Below are 12484 nucleotides of genomic sequence, written 5' to 3'. Positions count from 1 at the left end.
AAACCCACCCCCCCCCCCCCAACCCTAGCTATTTGTATGTCGGGTGGGTTGTTTTTTTTTTAAAAGCCCGCGGGGGGGGGGGGCGCGCGCCGTCCGGCCGGGCCCCCCTGACCTGCTCCTCGGGGGCGCCCCCGATCCAATCTCCGGGGCGCCCCCGATCCAATTTCCGGGGCGCCCCCGAGATCACTTCCCCGTGGCCCGCTCCAGGCGGCCGCGCCACCAGTCGACCGTCGCCCCGACCTGCTCGTCGATGGGCGTGGGCCGGACCGTGAACTCCGCCTCGTAGGCGCTCGCGTCCATGACGAAACCACGGTCGAACTGGTGCCGGACCTCCTTCAGCTCGCGGAGCACCGGGGAGAACAGACCCCCGATGGCCAGCGCGAACGGCGACACCTTCCGCACCTCGACCGGCTCGGTCCCGGCGTGCCCGGTCAGCCGCTCCACCATCTCCCGGGCCGAGCGCGCGGTCGACGTCGGCACGTGCCAGGCCCGGCCCAGGGCCCGTTCCTCGCCCGCCACCTCGACCATCGCCCGCGCCACATCGGGGACGTAGCTCCAGCTGTGCTCCGCGTCCGGATCGCCGAGCGCCGAGACCGCCTTGGCGGCCAGCAGCCGGGGCAGCACCCGCCCGGCCAGATGCCCGCCGTCGGTCACCCCCGGCCCGAAGAAGTCCGAGGCCCGCACCTCGACCGCCCGGATCCGCCCGGCGTCGTGCAGCTTCTTCGCCTGCTCCCAACCGGCGGCACGCACCCGCCCCTTGACGCCCATCGCCGCCAGCGGAAGATCCTCGGTCAGCGGCCCGTCGGCCGGCCCGTACCCGTAGAGATTCCCCAGCATGACGAGGACCGCGCCGCTGTCCTCGGCCGCCGCACAGACCGACGAAGCGAGACCCGGCCAGTCACGCCCCCAGCGCTGATAGGGCGGCGCGGCACACTGGTGGATCACCTCGGCGCCCCGCACGGCCTCCTTCAGCCGCTCGGCGTCGGCCGCGTCACACGCGACGTGCTCGATTCCGTCCTCCGGACTCCGGCCTGTCCTGGTGACGACCCGTACCGCATGGCCCTTCTCGACGAGCAACCGCGCAGTGGCCGCCCCGGCGGGCCCGTACCCAATGACGACATGAATGCTCACGCGGGCACAGTAACGCGCGGGGGTGCCCGGTGGACTCCGACAGGGAAGAGGGAAATCCGCAACGGCCTTCAGCGGCAGGCTTATTCGGCCACCCCGGCCGTACCGGTCACCTCATCCGCCCCGGAAGCCCCGTCGGGCCAGGGCTCCCGGGGTGCTCGCCCGCCGCTGGTAGGGGCGGTCTAGGGGGCGTCTATGGGTCTCCCGAAGGGCCGTACGGGCGTGAGGAGTTATCTCTGCTGAGCCCGTCGGGGAGCCCGCCGCCGCCGTGCACCGCGCCCTCGCCGCCCCGCGCCCGGCGGCCCGTTACGTGGTGGGCCGGGACGCCCGCGTCGGCGCGGTCCTCGACGCCTGCCTGCCCTACCGGTGGGGCGACCCCCTCAAGCGGGCCCTCCTCGGCCTCCCCGGCCCCCGCCCCGTCGCCCGGGCGATGGCCGGGGCGTTGCGGTTGCCGCGGCAGTGAGGTGAGGGCGGTCCGGGCGAGCGGGTCCTCATGGCCGGTCCGCCCTCACCGGGACGGGCGGCCGAAAACCCGCAAGGACCCTTCGTGTAGGGGGAGTTGGCGGCATGCACCTAGGGGTCGAGTAGGGGTCGTACAGGGGTCGCGAGGGCGGTACCTCCGCCGGTCCGGCTCGTTCTCCCCCCACGGTGGCACGTGGCGTACGGGCCGCGGCCAGTAAGAGGAGAGACGGTGTGATGACGGCAGCGAACAGCGTGACGGGTCCGATAGCCGGAGCGGGCGACGCCCTTGAGGGCGCGGCGGACCCCCTCCTGTCGCGGAGCGGCAGGGCCACCGGCCGCCACAGCCGTATCTCCGAGGTGGCCGTCCACCTGCCGGAGAAGCGGGAGACCGCGGAGGAGATCGAGGACCGGCTCCGCGCGAACAGCCCGGGTATCCGCGTTCCGTCCGGGCTGCTGCGCAGGCTGTACGGGCTGGAGGAGCGGCTGGTCGCCGCCGATGACGAGCGGGCGTCCGACCTCGCGGCCCACGCCGTGGACAAGGCGCTGGCGCAGGCGGGCGTCGCTCCGGACGATATCGACCTGCTGCTGTTCGCCGCGGTCGGCGCCGACGTCCAGGAACCGGCCAACGCCCACATCGTGGCGGCCAAGACGGGCCTGACCTGCCCCGCCTTCGATGTCACCAACGCCTGCAACAGCGTCCTGAACGCGATCGAGACCGCCGACGCGTTCATCCGTGCCGGGAACTACCGCCGGGTCCTCATCGCCTGCGGCGAGGTGTGCTCCCGCTTCAGCCGCTGGCAGCTGTCGAGCCCCGCCGAGGTGCGCACCGGGGTCGGCGCGCTGTCCGGCGGCGACATCGGTGCCGCCGTGCTGCTGGAGGCGTCCGACGAGCCCGGTGTGGTGGCCGGTACGTTCCTCGCCAACTCCCAGGGCTGGCCGGCCGCGACCCTCTTCAACCCGTACCAGGTCCGGGACGAGCCGCTCGGCCTGCACATCGACTCCGAGCGGCTGCTCGGCTCCTTCCAGAGCATGCGGGCCCCGGCCGAGCAGTGGCTGAAGGAGCAGGGCCGGGACCTCAAGGAGTTCGATCTGGTCTGCGTGCACCAGCCGTCCGTGCCCTTCGTCGGCACCTTCTGCGAGTGGATGGACGTCCCGGAGGACCTGATCGTCCCGACCTTCGCCCGCACGGGGAACGTCGCCGCCGCAACCCTCCCCCTCCAGCTCGTCCGCGCCCGCGAACTGGGCCGGTTGCACCTGGGGTCGCAGGTGGCGCTCTTCGGCCTGGCCAGCGGCGCGAGTGCGGGGATCGTGCTCGTCAACTGGTGAGCCGCGCCCGCCGGTTCACCCCGGGGGGCCGACCGTGGCCGGTGGCGCCCCCCGGCGGACGCGCGGGCGGGCCGGGGCCGGACGAACCCGGCCCGCCCACGTCGCCAAGGGGGCAACTCTCTTTCAAGAAGGGTTACTTCAGGAAGAGTTACTTCAGGAAGAGTTACTCCAGGGAGAGTTACTTCACGTAACCCACCACCGTCATCATCCCCGACTCCGCGTGGTACACGTTGTGGCAGTGGAGCATCCACAGGCCGGGGTTGTCGGCGTCGAAGTCGGCGTGGACGGTGCGGCCGGGCAGCACGATCGCGGTGTCCTTACGGGGCCCTCCGGAGCCGAGGGCGAAGGTGTGCCCGTGCAGGTGCATCGGGTGCCACATCGTGGTGTTGTTGACGAAGGACAGCCGGACGCGTTCGCCCGCGCGGACGGGGTAGCGCTGCGCCGGGTCGTAGCGCTTGCCGTTGATGGCCCAGTCGTACCTGTCCATCGAACCGGTCAGCCTCAGCTGGATCGTCCGGTCCGGCGTGCCGGGCTTGAGGCGGACCGCCGCGTCGACCTTCAGCTGGTCCGCCCGGAGCAGCTTGCCGTCCAGCTCCTTCGGGCGCGCCGACGCCTTCGGCGCCGCGCCCCCACCGGACCGCAGCAGCGCCCGCGCCGTGTGCTTCTTGCCCTCGGCGAGCGCGGTGAGCGGGAAGACGCCGTCCTTGACGGTGACGAGCACGTCGTACCGCTCGCCCATGCCCAGCAGCAGCGCGTCCGTCTCGGCGTGGGTGACGGGGAAGCCGTCGGTGTGGGTGACGGTCATCCGGTGGCCGCCGAGGGCGACGCGGAAGGCGGTGTCGCCCCCGGCGTTGAGGAAACGGATGCGGACCCGGTCGCCGGGCTCGGCGCGGAACGTCTGCGGATCGTCCGCGGTACGCCCGTTGACCAGGTAGTACGGGTACGCGACGTCACCGGCGTCGCCGCCGAGCAGGTCGCTCGTCGCGCCCATCAGCATCCGGGACGGGCCGGACGAACCGCCGGGGCCCTTCCGCGCGGCGGCGCCGGTGGCCAGCGACGCGGTGGTCACGCGGCCCACGCCGCCGGAGCGGCCCAGACCCATGTCCATGCCCTCGTGCTCCATGTCCGTGCCGCCGTGGTCCATCCCGCCGTGGTCCGTGCCGCCGTGGTCCGTGCCGCCGTGGTCCGTGCCGCCGTGGTCCATGTCCATGTCGCCCATGCCCTTGCGCAGTTCTGCGAGGACCGTGTCGGGCGTGCTGCCGTCCACGCCGTCGACCCAGTCGTCGAGGACGACGACCCACTCCTTGTCGTATGGCAGCGGCTCCTTGGGATCCTCGACGATCAGCGGGGCGTAGAGCCCGCGGTCCTGCTGGGCGCCCGAGTGCGGGTGGAACCAGTACGTACCGGGGTGCGCGACGGCGAAGCGGTACGTGAACGACGCGCCCGCCTTGACCGGCGCTTGGGAGAGGCCGGGCGTGCCGTCCATGTCGTTGCGGAGGGCCAGGCCGTGCCAGTGGACGGAGGTGGACTGCGGGAGGTGGTTGGCGAGGGCGACGTCGAGGGTGTCGCCCGCCGTCACCCGGACCTCCTTGCCGGGCAGTTCCTCGCCGTACGACCAGCTGCGGACCGTACGGCCGCCCAGGTCCAGGGTGGACGGGGTGGCGGTGAGCTTCACCTTGCGGACGGCGCCGGGCTTGCGCGCGGCCTCGGCGGCGGCGACCTCCTTGCCGTCCGGGGAGACGTAGTCGCGGGCCCCGGCGCCGGAGCCGCCATGGCCCGAGTGGCCCGGACCGGAGCCGGAACAGGCGGCGAGCAGGCCGCCTCCGGCAAGGGCGATGCCGGTGCCGAGCGCGGTACGGCGGGTGGGTGTACGCATGCGGGAATGCACCTCGTATCGGTGTGCTGAGGAAGGGGGAGCGGGCACGCGCGCCTGTCCCTGGGGCCCGTCGTGACGACAGGGCCCGGGGCGGCGGGGCGCGCTCCTACAGGCGCAGCACCGAGGTACGGGCGAGGAGTATGCCGTGCGGGGGCGGCGGGATCGGCCGCAGGGCGTGCGGCAGCCGGGCGAGCGCCCCCACCGGCCCGTCGGCCGCCCGGCGCGCGAGGGCCGCGCCGAGCGCCATCAGCGAGACCGCGCCGAGCACGGCCAGACAGACGCCCGCCGGGTCCGTCCCGCCGAGAGGGAGGGGCGCGTGGGCACGGGGCGCGGAGCCGTCGTCCCGCACCGTGGCCCCGGAGGCCGGACCCCTGCCCATGGTCATGCCGATGGTCATGACCATGGCCCTGTCCTTGGGCTCGCGGGCGAGGGGCATGCCCCCCGGCTCCGGCTCGCCGCCATGGTGCGCCGAGGCGGCCCCGGCGGAGGTACCGGCGGAGGTACCGGCGGAGGTACCGGCGGAGGTACCGGCGGAGGTATCGGCGGCGGGGGACGCGGGGTGCTCGGCGCAGTGGCCGAGGCTGTGCATGGCGACGATGCCGAACAGCAGCGCGGCGAAGAGCAGCAGCCGGCCCCACAGGGCGGTGCCTCTCCGCTGCCCGGCCACTTCGCACCCTCCCGTACGTCTGCCGTCCCGTCGCCCCCGGATCGTACCGGGAGGGGGTATCTGCGCGGCGTAACGGGGCGCGGCGCGGGGCGGGTACCGCCGGTGGCCTGGGACGGCGGGGCGGGGCGGGCCAGGCCCCCGGCCCGGCCCGCCGCAGGACACCGCCAGGGTCAGACCGTCACCGCCCGCCGCTCCACCGCCCCGAGCCGCCCCGTGCGGGCCAGGGCCGCGACGGCGGCGGCGCAGCCGAGGCCCGTCGCGGTCAGGGCGGTCCAGGTCAGCCACAGGGCGTGGTGGCGGGCCGCCCAGTCCCAGAGGGTGCCGGTGGCGAGGTTCCCCAAGGTGATGCCCAGCCCGGACACCGTGTTGTAGAGGCCGTAGTGGGTGGCGACGAGGCGGTTGCCGGAGAGCGAGACGACGGTCTCCATCTCGAACGGGTAGACCACCGCACCGGCCGCCGCCAGCAGCACCACCGCCACCACCAGCGCGGCGAGTACCGCCGTGGCCGCGTCGCCCGCGCACGCCAGCGGCAGGAACGCCGCGCCCATCAGCGCCAGCCCGCGCACCAGCGCACCCTGCGGGCTCCACCGTTTCCTGGCCCAGCCGGTCAGCCGCAGCTGCCCGCAGACCGCCACCGCCGCGGAGACGACGAAGAGCCCGCTGGTGGCCTTCGTCCCCGCCGCACCCAGGGCGGCGTCGGCGGCCAGCGGCAGCGCCAGGTAGACCTGGAAGGTCAGCACGTACGAACCGATCATGGCCAGCGAGAACAGCAGGAACGGGCGGTTGGCCGCCACCTGCCGCCACTGCCGCAGCACGCCCTCCGGGGCGGCGTCCGCGGTCCCGTCGTCACCGCGGCGCTGCGGCAGTGCCCGCCACTGGAGCGCCGTCAGCGCCGCGAAGACCGTGGCCGCCACCGTGCACACCAGCCGGAAATCCACCGCCAGCAGCGCCAGTCCGACCAGCGGGCCCAGCAGCATGCCGCCCTGGTAGCAGACGTTGAAGGCGGCGAAACCCTCCACCCGGCGCTCCCCGGTCTCGGCCGCCAGATACGCGCGGACGGCCGGGTTGAACAGCGCCCCGGCGAACCCGGTCGCCGCCGAGGCGATGACCAGCGCGGGCAGCGCGTCCACCCAGCCCAGCAGGGCGAACCCGCCGGTGCGCAGCAGACATCCGGCCATGATCGGCACCTTGTAGCCGAAGCGGTCGGCGAGGGTGCCGCCGATGAGGAACATGCCTTGCTGGGAGAGGTTGCGCACGCCCAGCACCAGGCCCACTGCCCAGGCGGCCAGCCCCAGTTCGCCGGAGAGATGCGCGGCCAGGTAGGGCATCAGCATGTAGAACGCGAGGTTGATGGCGAACTGATTGGCCATCAGCAGCTGGGCACTCGGCGGGAACGACCGGATCGTCCGGAACAGCGTCGTCACGGCGCCACCACCGTGGCGTGCGGCGCCGCGACGGCCCCTACGGGCGCGACGGCCCCTACGGGTGCGGCGCCCCGGCCCAGCGGGTCGGTCACGGTGGTGCAGCGGGTCCAGGAGGTGACGATGCGCTCACCGGTGCCGGCGATCTCCTGCGGCGCGTCCGGCGGCGCGGTGCCCAGCAGCCCGTGCTCACGGCCGTACGCGTCCGAGAAGACGGTGCCGGTGTAGCGCTGCGGACCGTCCGGGAAGACCGCTGCGATCCGCGCCTCGGCGGGCATGGTCGCGGCCAGCCACCGCGCCGTCAGGGCGACCGCCCCGACGCTCCAGCCACCGGTCGTGTAGTGGCAGCGGGCCAGTCGGCGCGCCGCCCACACCGCCTCGGGCGCGGCCACCCAGTGCACCTCGTCGAAGAGGTCGTAGGCGACGTTCCGCGGATGGATGCTGCTGCCCAGCCCGCGCATCAGCCGGGGCGCGGCGGGCTGCCCGAAGATCGTGGAGCCGGTGGTGTCCACGCCGGCGATCCGCAGCCGCGGGAAGAACTCCCGCAGTACGGAACCGACCCCCGCGGAGTGGCCGCCGGTGCCGACGCTCACCACCAGCGCGTCGATCCGGCCCAGTTGGGCGACGAGTTCATGGGCGAGCGGGCGGTACGCGGCCACGTTGTCGGGGTTGTGGTACTGATCCGGGCACCATGCGCCCGGGCTGTCGGCCAGCAGCTCGGCGACCCGCTCCCGGCGGGCCTGCTGCCAGCCGCCGGCCGGATGTGGCGCCGCCACCACGTGGACGTCCGCCCCGTAGGCGGTCAGCAACTCCCGCATCATGGGCTCCATGCCCGGGTCGGTCACCACCCGTACGGGGTGCCCGTAGGTGATCCCGGCCAGGGCGAGCCCCAGACCGAGGGTGCCGGAGGTGGACTCCACGATCGGTGCCCCGCTGCGCAGTTCGCCCCGGCGGCGGGCCTCGCCCACCATGTGCAGGGCGGTACGGTCCTTGATCCCGCCGGGGTTCGCGCCCTCCAGCTTGGCCCAGAATCCGCGTCCCGGGCCGGTGAACGGTTCGCCCACCCAGATCAGCGGGGTGTTGCCGACCAGCCCCGCGGGCGTGCGCGCCGACGGCGCGGACACGGTCGGCAGGGCGGCGGGCGGGCACGGGGACGTCATGGCGCTGACGGTGTTCATCGTCGCTCTCTTTTCGACGGCCGACCGGCGCGGCGCACGGCCGCGCACGGCCGGAGAGAAGGATGGCCTGCACGTCGTCGTCGCCCGGGACGCGCGGGACTCCCCCGCCGAACGACCCGGCCGACGCGGCCCCTTCTAAATCCGCCACACTCCCAGCACGGCCCGCTCCCACGGCGGCAGCGCCCGCGTACCCGCGGCCACCGGGACCGTCCGCCCCGTCGGCGCCCCTACGGACGGCAGCGCGCCCGGCCCGGCCGGGGCGCCGTCGGGAAACGTCAGGGACTGTTCGGGGTGGAGCCGCTGGGGCGCGTCCGCCCCCGGGCAGTGCACCTCCTCCGGGCCGGGGGAACGGTGCACCGCATCGCCGGCGGGCGCCACGTCCTCCACGGCCCACCGGGTGGACAGGGCAAGTGAATCCACCCGAGCCACCGCCTCCGGCGCCGGTCCGTGCGCGCACCCGAGCAGATGAACCAGGGTGGCGAGCACCACGAAGAGCCCGGCCACGGGCCACCGCCCGGGCCCCCGCGCGACGGATGAGCCCCCTCGGAACATGTCGCTCAACGTACCGGAACCCTTACATAAAGTATTCGTCAAGAGGGGGCGGGGTGGGCGCCGTATCCGGCGGGTGGGGGCAAGGGGGCGCGGCGCCGCTGCGCGGCTGCGGACCGTCCGCGACGCCCATGGCCCGAACCGCCGGTTCCGCCGTGGCGGACGTGGGCGCGCAGGCGCAGTGCGTCGCGGATGCGGGCGCGCAGGCTCAGAGCGCCAAGGAGAGCGCGGCGGCGATTCCGCCCAGGCCGAGGGCGAACGCGGCCTCCGGCCAACCGCCCCTGCCCCAGCGGAAGAACCGGTCCACGGCCAGCTTTCCGGGGCCGATGGCGGCGACGGCCAGGGCGACCACGGCGATGCAGACGCTGTACTCCACTCCGCCGTCCGTCTCCCAGAAGCCGTTGGCCGCGGTGACGCTTACCATGGCGTTGATCATGACGCCGATGAGGGCGGCGGCCGCGAGCGGTGTGAGCAGCCCGAGGGCCAGGCCGAGGCCGCCGAGGAATTCGGAAAGACCTCCGATCAGGGCGAAGAGTTTTCCGGGCTGGTAGCCGAGTGAGGCGAAATTCTTTCCGGTTTGTGTCAGGCCCTGGCCACCGAAAATACCGAATAGTTTCTGAGAACCGTGCCCGGCCATCAGCAGTCCGAAGGTCAGCCTGATCAGCAGAAGTCCACAGTCGGCGGCGGGCGCTTTCGCCGTGAAGGCGTTCCGCGCCGCCGGTGCTGCCGTAGCCGAAGGTCGGTACACGGTGCGGTTGAGAGGCATGTCAGTGCTCCGGTCAAGAACGCCGGGCCGATCCCCGTGGGCGTCGTCCACGGCCACCTCGGCGCCGTGCCGCTGTTCCTGTCAGCCGTGCTCGGTGGTGGCGCCGGGCGGCGTCGGTGACGTCCTCGGTCGGCAGCTCGACGACGTCGCTGTGGTGAAGCTGTGGTGAAGAGGAACGTGCATCACTCCTTGGTGGGGCCCAGCTGAACGCAGCATTCTCCGGGGCGCGGGGCGAGGATCGCCTCGACGCCGCCGACCTCCAGGCCCTGGAGGTATCCGGTGATGAAGGCGTGGTTCATGCCGCACACCAGCTCGGGGGCCTGGGCCGCCAGGGGCTGGAACGGGCAGTTGAGCAGCCGGAGCTGGGTGGGGGTTTCGCGGACCGGTTCGAAGCCGTGCCGGTCGAGCATCCGCTCGCAGACGCTCAGTCCACGTTCCGCGCCGAGCCGGCCGGGGCGCGTCTGCTCCCGTTCCCGCTCGCCCCATTCCCGGCCGCGCCGAGCGGCTGTGCGCAGGGCGGCGTGGGCCGCGGATTCGCCGTCGGCCTCGGTCAGGACGGCCTCCAGCAGGAGGTCGGCCAGCAGTTCGTGACGGCGGTCCGGGATGCTGACCTGGAGGTGGCCGTCGGCCGGTTCGTAGACCTTGGGCTTGCGGCCCACCCTCCGGATCCCGCCGGGTGATCCGTAGCGGGCGTGCAGCAGACCGGCGTCCACGAGCTTGTCGAGGTGGAAGGCGGCGAGCTTGCGCGAGATGCCCACGCTGGCGGCGGCCTCGTCCCGGGTCACGGGGCGGTGCTGGCGCCGGATGAACGCGAACATCTGCCGCCGGGATTCCTCGCCGAGGACGCTGAGCGACTCGATCGCGGCGTCACCTGCGCGAGTCTGCGACGTGGTGCCGGAGGTCACCTCTTCACGCTAACGCGTACGTCGCTGGGCGCAACTGGTGAGCGTTTCCCGTAGGTGCGCCGCGGTGCTGCGTATCTTGATGTCTCCCGTGAAGAAGACCAAGGTTTATTGGCTTATTGGTTTATTCCGGCCGCGCTCCGTGTCGTCCAGGAAACCGAGGGTATCGACCTGGCCGCCGCCGAACGCGCCACCAGCCGCATGCGCAGCCCCGCCGCCGAAGCAGGCACCCGTACCGCCGACGGGGCCGCCCGGTGGCCGACGACCGTTGGGTAGGGGAGTTACGCCTTCCATGCTGAAGGCGAGGGCGGCCAGCCGCAGGCCCTACGCGTCGACTGCGGCCGGGTCGAGGGAGTCGACATCCTTCATGAAGCTCAGCATCCGGGCGTTGACCACGTCGGGATGGTCGATCTGCGGTCCGTGGCCCGTCGCGGCGATGATCTCGGCGCGGGCCCCGGGGATCAGGCGCGGCACCCGCTCCAACTGCCGTTGCGGGTGTACCAGAAGGCTGCGCTTGCCCATGATGACGTAGAGCGGGGTCCGGATGGAGTGCAGCGCGTCCTCGGCCAGCGGCAGCGGTGCGGGGCGGCGGATCCTGAAGGCCCGGGCGCCCACCTGGACCCACTTCCGCAACTCGGGAACGGCGATGACCGGCTGCTCCAGCCATGAGGCGAGGCGGGGGCGCAGCGCCTTGGGGGCGAAGCTGGCGAAGAGGCTCACGAAGACCCAGGCGAAGAAGCGCAGGCCCACCTTCTCCAGGCCGCCGGGGTCGAGGGCGGTGACCGAGGCGAGCCGTCCGGGCCGGCGGTGCGCCTGGTTGAGCACCAGCCAGCCGCCATATGAGGAGCCGACGAGGTGGACCCGGTCCAGGCCGAGCGCGTCGAGGGCCTCGTCCATCCACTGGGCGGCACGCTCGGGCTGCCACATGGGCTCGCGGTGGACGCTGCGCCCGGCGTCGCCGGGGGTGTCGAGCGCGTAGACGGTCCGTTCGCCGCTGAGCGCGGGGGTGTTGGGGTACCACATCGCCGAGCAGTAGCCCGCGCCGTGGATCAGGACGACCGGCGTGCGGGATTCGGCGGCGGGGTCCGTGGGACCGTACCGGTAGACGTGCGTGGTGCCGAAGCTCGTCTCGACGTCCGTCTCGGAACGAACGGGTGCGCCCATCGCGTAGAGGACGTCGCTGGCGGCGAAGTAGCGGTCGCGCAGGGTGTCGTTGACGTAGCGGCCGACGTCGCGGCGCACACGGGTCGTGTTCTCGGGCACGGGGCACCTCCGGGAAGATCCGTTCTTCGTCATACGACCGTACCATGATGATGATACGGTGGTACCATAAAGGCGTCCGGAGAGAGCGGACGGCGAACCCCACCACCGACGGGCGGAGACACCGGCACATGCCGAAGCGCGTAGATCACGAGGAGCGGCGTACCCAGATCGCCGATGCGCTCATCCGGGTCGCGGGGCGGCGAGGACTGCACGCCGTCGGCATGCGCGACGTGGCCGCGGAGGCCGGAGTGTCACTCCGGCTCGTGCAGTACTACTTCGAGACCAAGGAGAAGCTGCTCTTCTACGGGGTCCAGCACTTGACCGATCGCTTCACCGCACGGGTGGGCACCCGCCTGGCTGCCGTCGGCCCGGACCCGGGACCCCGCGCGACCATCGAGGCGATCCTCCTGGCGTCCCTCCCCATCGACGAGGAGAGCCGCACCTTCCACCTCCTCTACAGCTCCTACTCGATCCTGTCCGTGACCGATGAGGCGCTGGCTGCTCAGCCCTTCCTCGACAACCCCGACGCCGCGGAGAACGCCCTGACAGGCTTGCTCGAACAGGCCCAGGCATCGGGCCTGGCCGATCCCGGCGTCGACGCGCGCACGGAGGCGATCAGCCTGCTCGCGATGACGGCGACCATGGGCACCAGCATCCTCGTGGGCCAGCGGAGTCCGGAGTCGGCCATCGAAGTACTCCATCACCACCTGGACCGGATCTTCGTGACCGTCGAGACGTCGGCGGCTGGAGAGGGTCCAACCTGACGTGCCGTTGCGGCACTTGTGGCACGCGGATGGTGCGCGGATGGTGCGCGGCCCTGGAGGATTCAGGCAACGCAGAAGGGGCCCGGCACAGACCAGGGGCGCCACAGTGGTGGGGGGGTCGGGGATAGAAACCCCCCGCGGTGCCGGGGGCGGAAAAAAAACAGAAGCAGGCCACCACAATA

The 12484-nt window shown here is 72.8% G+C and carries 13 protein-coding genes; 4 read left to right on the top strand and 9 right to left on the bottom strand.

The genetic code is table 11. The features are described from left to right. Positions 1–183 precede the first annotated feature (183 nt). On the bottom strand, positions 184–1131 hold the full coding sequence (locus tag ACFWWQ_RS23135; protein WP_384599199.1) for an NAD-dependent epimerase/dehydratase family protein: 948 nt from the start codon (positions 1129–1131) through the stop codon (positions 184–186). Positions 1132–1396: 265 nt separating this feature from the next. On the opposite strand from ACFWWQ_RS23135, the gene ACFWWQ_RS23130 reads away from it, so the two are divergent. Together ACFWWQ_RS23130 and ACFWWQ_RS23125 are read left to right on the top strand one after the other, a co-directional pair. Further along, complete coding sequence (locus ACFWWQ_RS23130) at positions 1397–1591, top strand: hypothetical protein (protein WP_384599196.1); 195 nt, start codon at positions 1397–1399, stop codon at positions 1589–1591. Between the two features lie 233 nt (positions 1592–1824). Further along, complete coding sequence (locus tag ACFWWQ_RS23125) at positions 1825–2916, top strand: 3-oxoacyl-ACP synthase III family protein (protein ID WP_384599193.1); 1092 nt, start codon at positions 1825–1827, stop codon at positions 2914–2916. A 178-nt stretch (positions 2917–3094) separates the two neighbouring features. Here ACFWWQ_RS23125 and ACFWWQ_RS23120 read toward each other — a convergent pair whose 3' ends face one another. The 7 genes from ACFWWQ_RS23120 to ACFWWQ_RS23090 form a co-directional block, all read right to left on the bottom strand. Beyond that, positions 3095–4792: a multicopper oxidase family protein gene (locus ACFWWQ_RS23120; protein ID WP_384599190.1), complete on the bottom strand. Its 1698-nt coding sequence runs from the start codon at positions 4790–4792 to the stop codon at positions 3095–3097. Between the two features lie 106 nt (positions 4793–4898). Further along, positions 4899–5459: a hypothetical protein gene (locus ACFWWQ_RS23115; RefSeq protein ID WP_384599187.1), complete on the bottom strand. Its 561-nt coding sequence runs from the start codon at positions 5457–5459 to the stop codon at positions 4899–4901. A 170-nt stretch (positions 5460–5629) separates the two neighbouring features. Continuing rightward, positions 5630–6829, bottom strand: a complete 1200-nt coding sequence (locus ACFWWQ_RS23110) for an MFS transporter (protein ID WP_384599211.1) — start codon at positions 6827–6829, stop codon at positions 5630–5632. Between the two features lie 50 nt (positions 6830–6879). Then, positions 6880–8058, bottom strand: coding sequence for a PLP-dependent cysteine synthase family protein (locus ACFWWQ_RS23105; protein WP_384599183.1), 1179 nt, complete (start codon positions 8056–8058; stop codon positions 6880–6882). 135 nt (positions 8059–8193) lie between these two features. Then, the gene (locus ACFWWQ_RS23100) at positions 8194–8562 is read right to left on the bottom strand and encodes a hypothetical protein (RefSeq protein ID WP_384599180.1); all 369 of its coding nucleotides are present in this window, start codon (positions 8560–8562) and stop codon (positions 8194–8196) included. A 253-nt stretch (positions 8563–8815) separates the two neighbouring features. Beyond that, positions 8816–9373 carry a DoxX family protein gene (locus tag ACFWWQ_RS23095; protein WP_384599208.1) on the bottom strand — a complete coding sequence of 186 codons (558 nt, stop codon included), beginning with the start codon at positions 9371–9373 and terminating at the stop codon, positions 8816–8818. Between the two features lie 182 nt (positions 9374–9555). After that, positions 9556–10278: a helix-turn-helix transcriptional regulator gene (locus tag ACFWWQ_RS23090; protein WP_384599177.1), complete on the bottom strand. Its 723-nt coding sequence runs from the start codon at positions 10276–10278 to the stop codon at positions 9556–9558. 108 nt (positions 10279–10386) lie between these two features. Here ACFWWQ_RS23090 and ACFWWQ_RS23085 point away from each other — a divergent pair, with 108 nt between their 5' ends. Beyond that, complete coding sequence (locus ACFWWQ_RS23085; RefSeq protein WP_384599174.1) at positions 10387–10551, top strand: hypothetical protein; 165 nt, start codon at positions 10387–10389, stop codon at positions 10549–10551. A gap of 48 nt (positions 10552–10599) precedes the next feature. On the opposite strand, the gene ACFWWQ_RS23080 is transcribed toward ACFWWQ_RS23085, so the two are convergent. Further along, positions 10600–11538 carry an alpha/beta fold hydrolase gene (locus ACFWWQ_RS23080; RefSeq protein WP_384599171.1) on the bottom strand — a complete coding sequence of 313 codons (939 nt, stop codon included), beginning with the start codon at positions 11536–11538 and terminating at the stop codon, positions 10600–10602. 128 nt (positions 11539–11666) lie between these two features. On the opposite strand from ACFWWQ_RS23080, the gene ACFWWQ_RS23075 reads away from it, so the two are divergent. Then, the gene (locus tag ACFWWQ_RS23075) at positions 11667–12302 is read left to right on the top strand and encodes a TetR/AcrR family transcriptional regulator (protein WP_384599167.1); all 636 of its coding nucleotides are present in this window, start codon (positions 11667–11669) and stop codon (positions 12300–12302) included. Positions 12303–12484 lie beyond the last annotated feature (182 nt).

It is taken from the genome of Streptomyces sp. NPDC059080 (assembly GCF_042739975.1).
In the GTDB taxonomy this organism is placed as follows: domain Bacteria; phylum Actinomycetota; class Actinomycetes; order Streptomycetales; family Streptomycetaceae; genus Streptomyces; species Streptomyces benahoarensis.
This window is presented reverse-complemented; position numbering and strand designations above follow the sequence as displayed.

Excerpts from the sequence above, each read along its gene's own strand:
- ACFWWQ_RS23125 (WP_384599193.1), top strand. The coding sequence starts at position 1,825 with ATGACGGCAGCGAACAGCGTGACGGGTCCGATAGCCGGAGCGGGCGAC.
- ACFWWQ_RS23120 (WP_384599190.1), bottom strand. The coding sequence starts at position 4,792 with ATGCGTACACCCACCCGCCGTACCGCGCTCGGCACCGGCATCGCCCTT.
- ACFWWQ_RS23110 (WP_384599211.1), bottom strand. The coding sequence starts at position 6,829 with ATGGCCAATCAGTTCGCCATCAACCTCGCGTTCTACATGCTGATGCCC.
- ACFWWQ_RS23105 (WP_384599183.1), bottom strand. The coding sequence starts at position 8,058 with ATGAACACCGTCAGCGCCATGACGTCCCCGTGCCCGCCCGCCGCCCTG.
- ACFWWQ_RS23095 (WP_384599208.1), bottom strand. The coding sequence starts at position 9,373 with ATGCCTCTCAACCGCACCGTGTACCGACCTTCGGCTACGGCAGCACCG.
- ACFWWQ_RS23075 (WP_384599167.1), top strand. The coding sequence starts at position 11,667 with ATGCCGAAGCGCGTAGATCACGAGGAGCGGCGTACCCAGATCGCCGAT.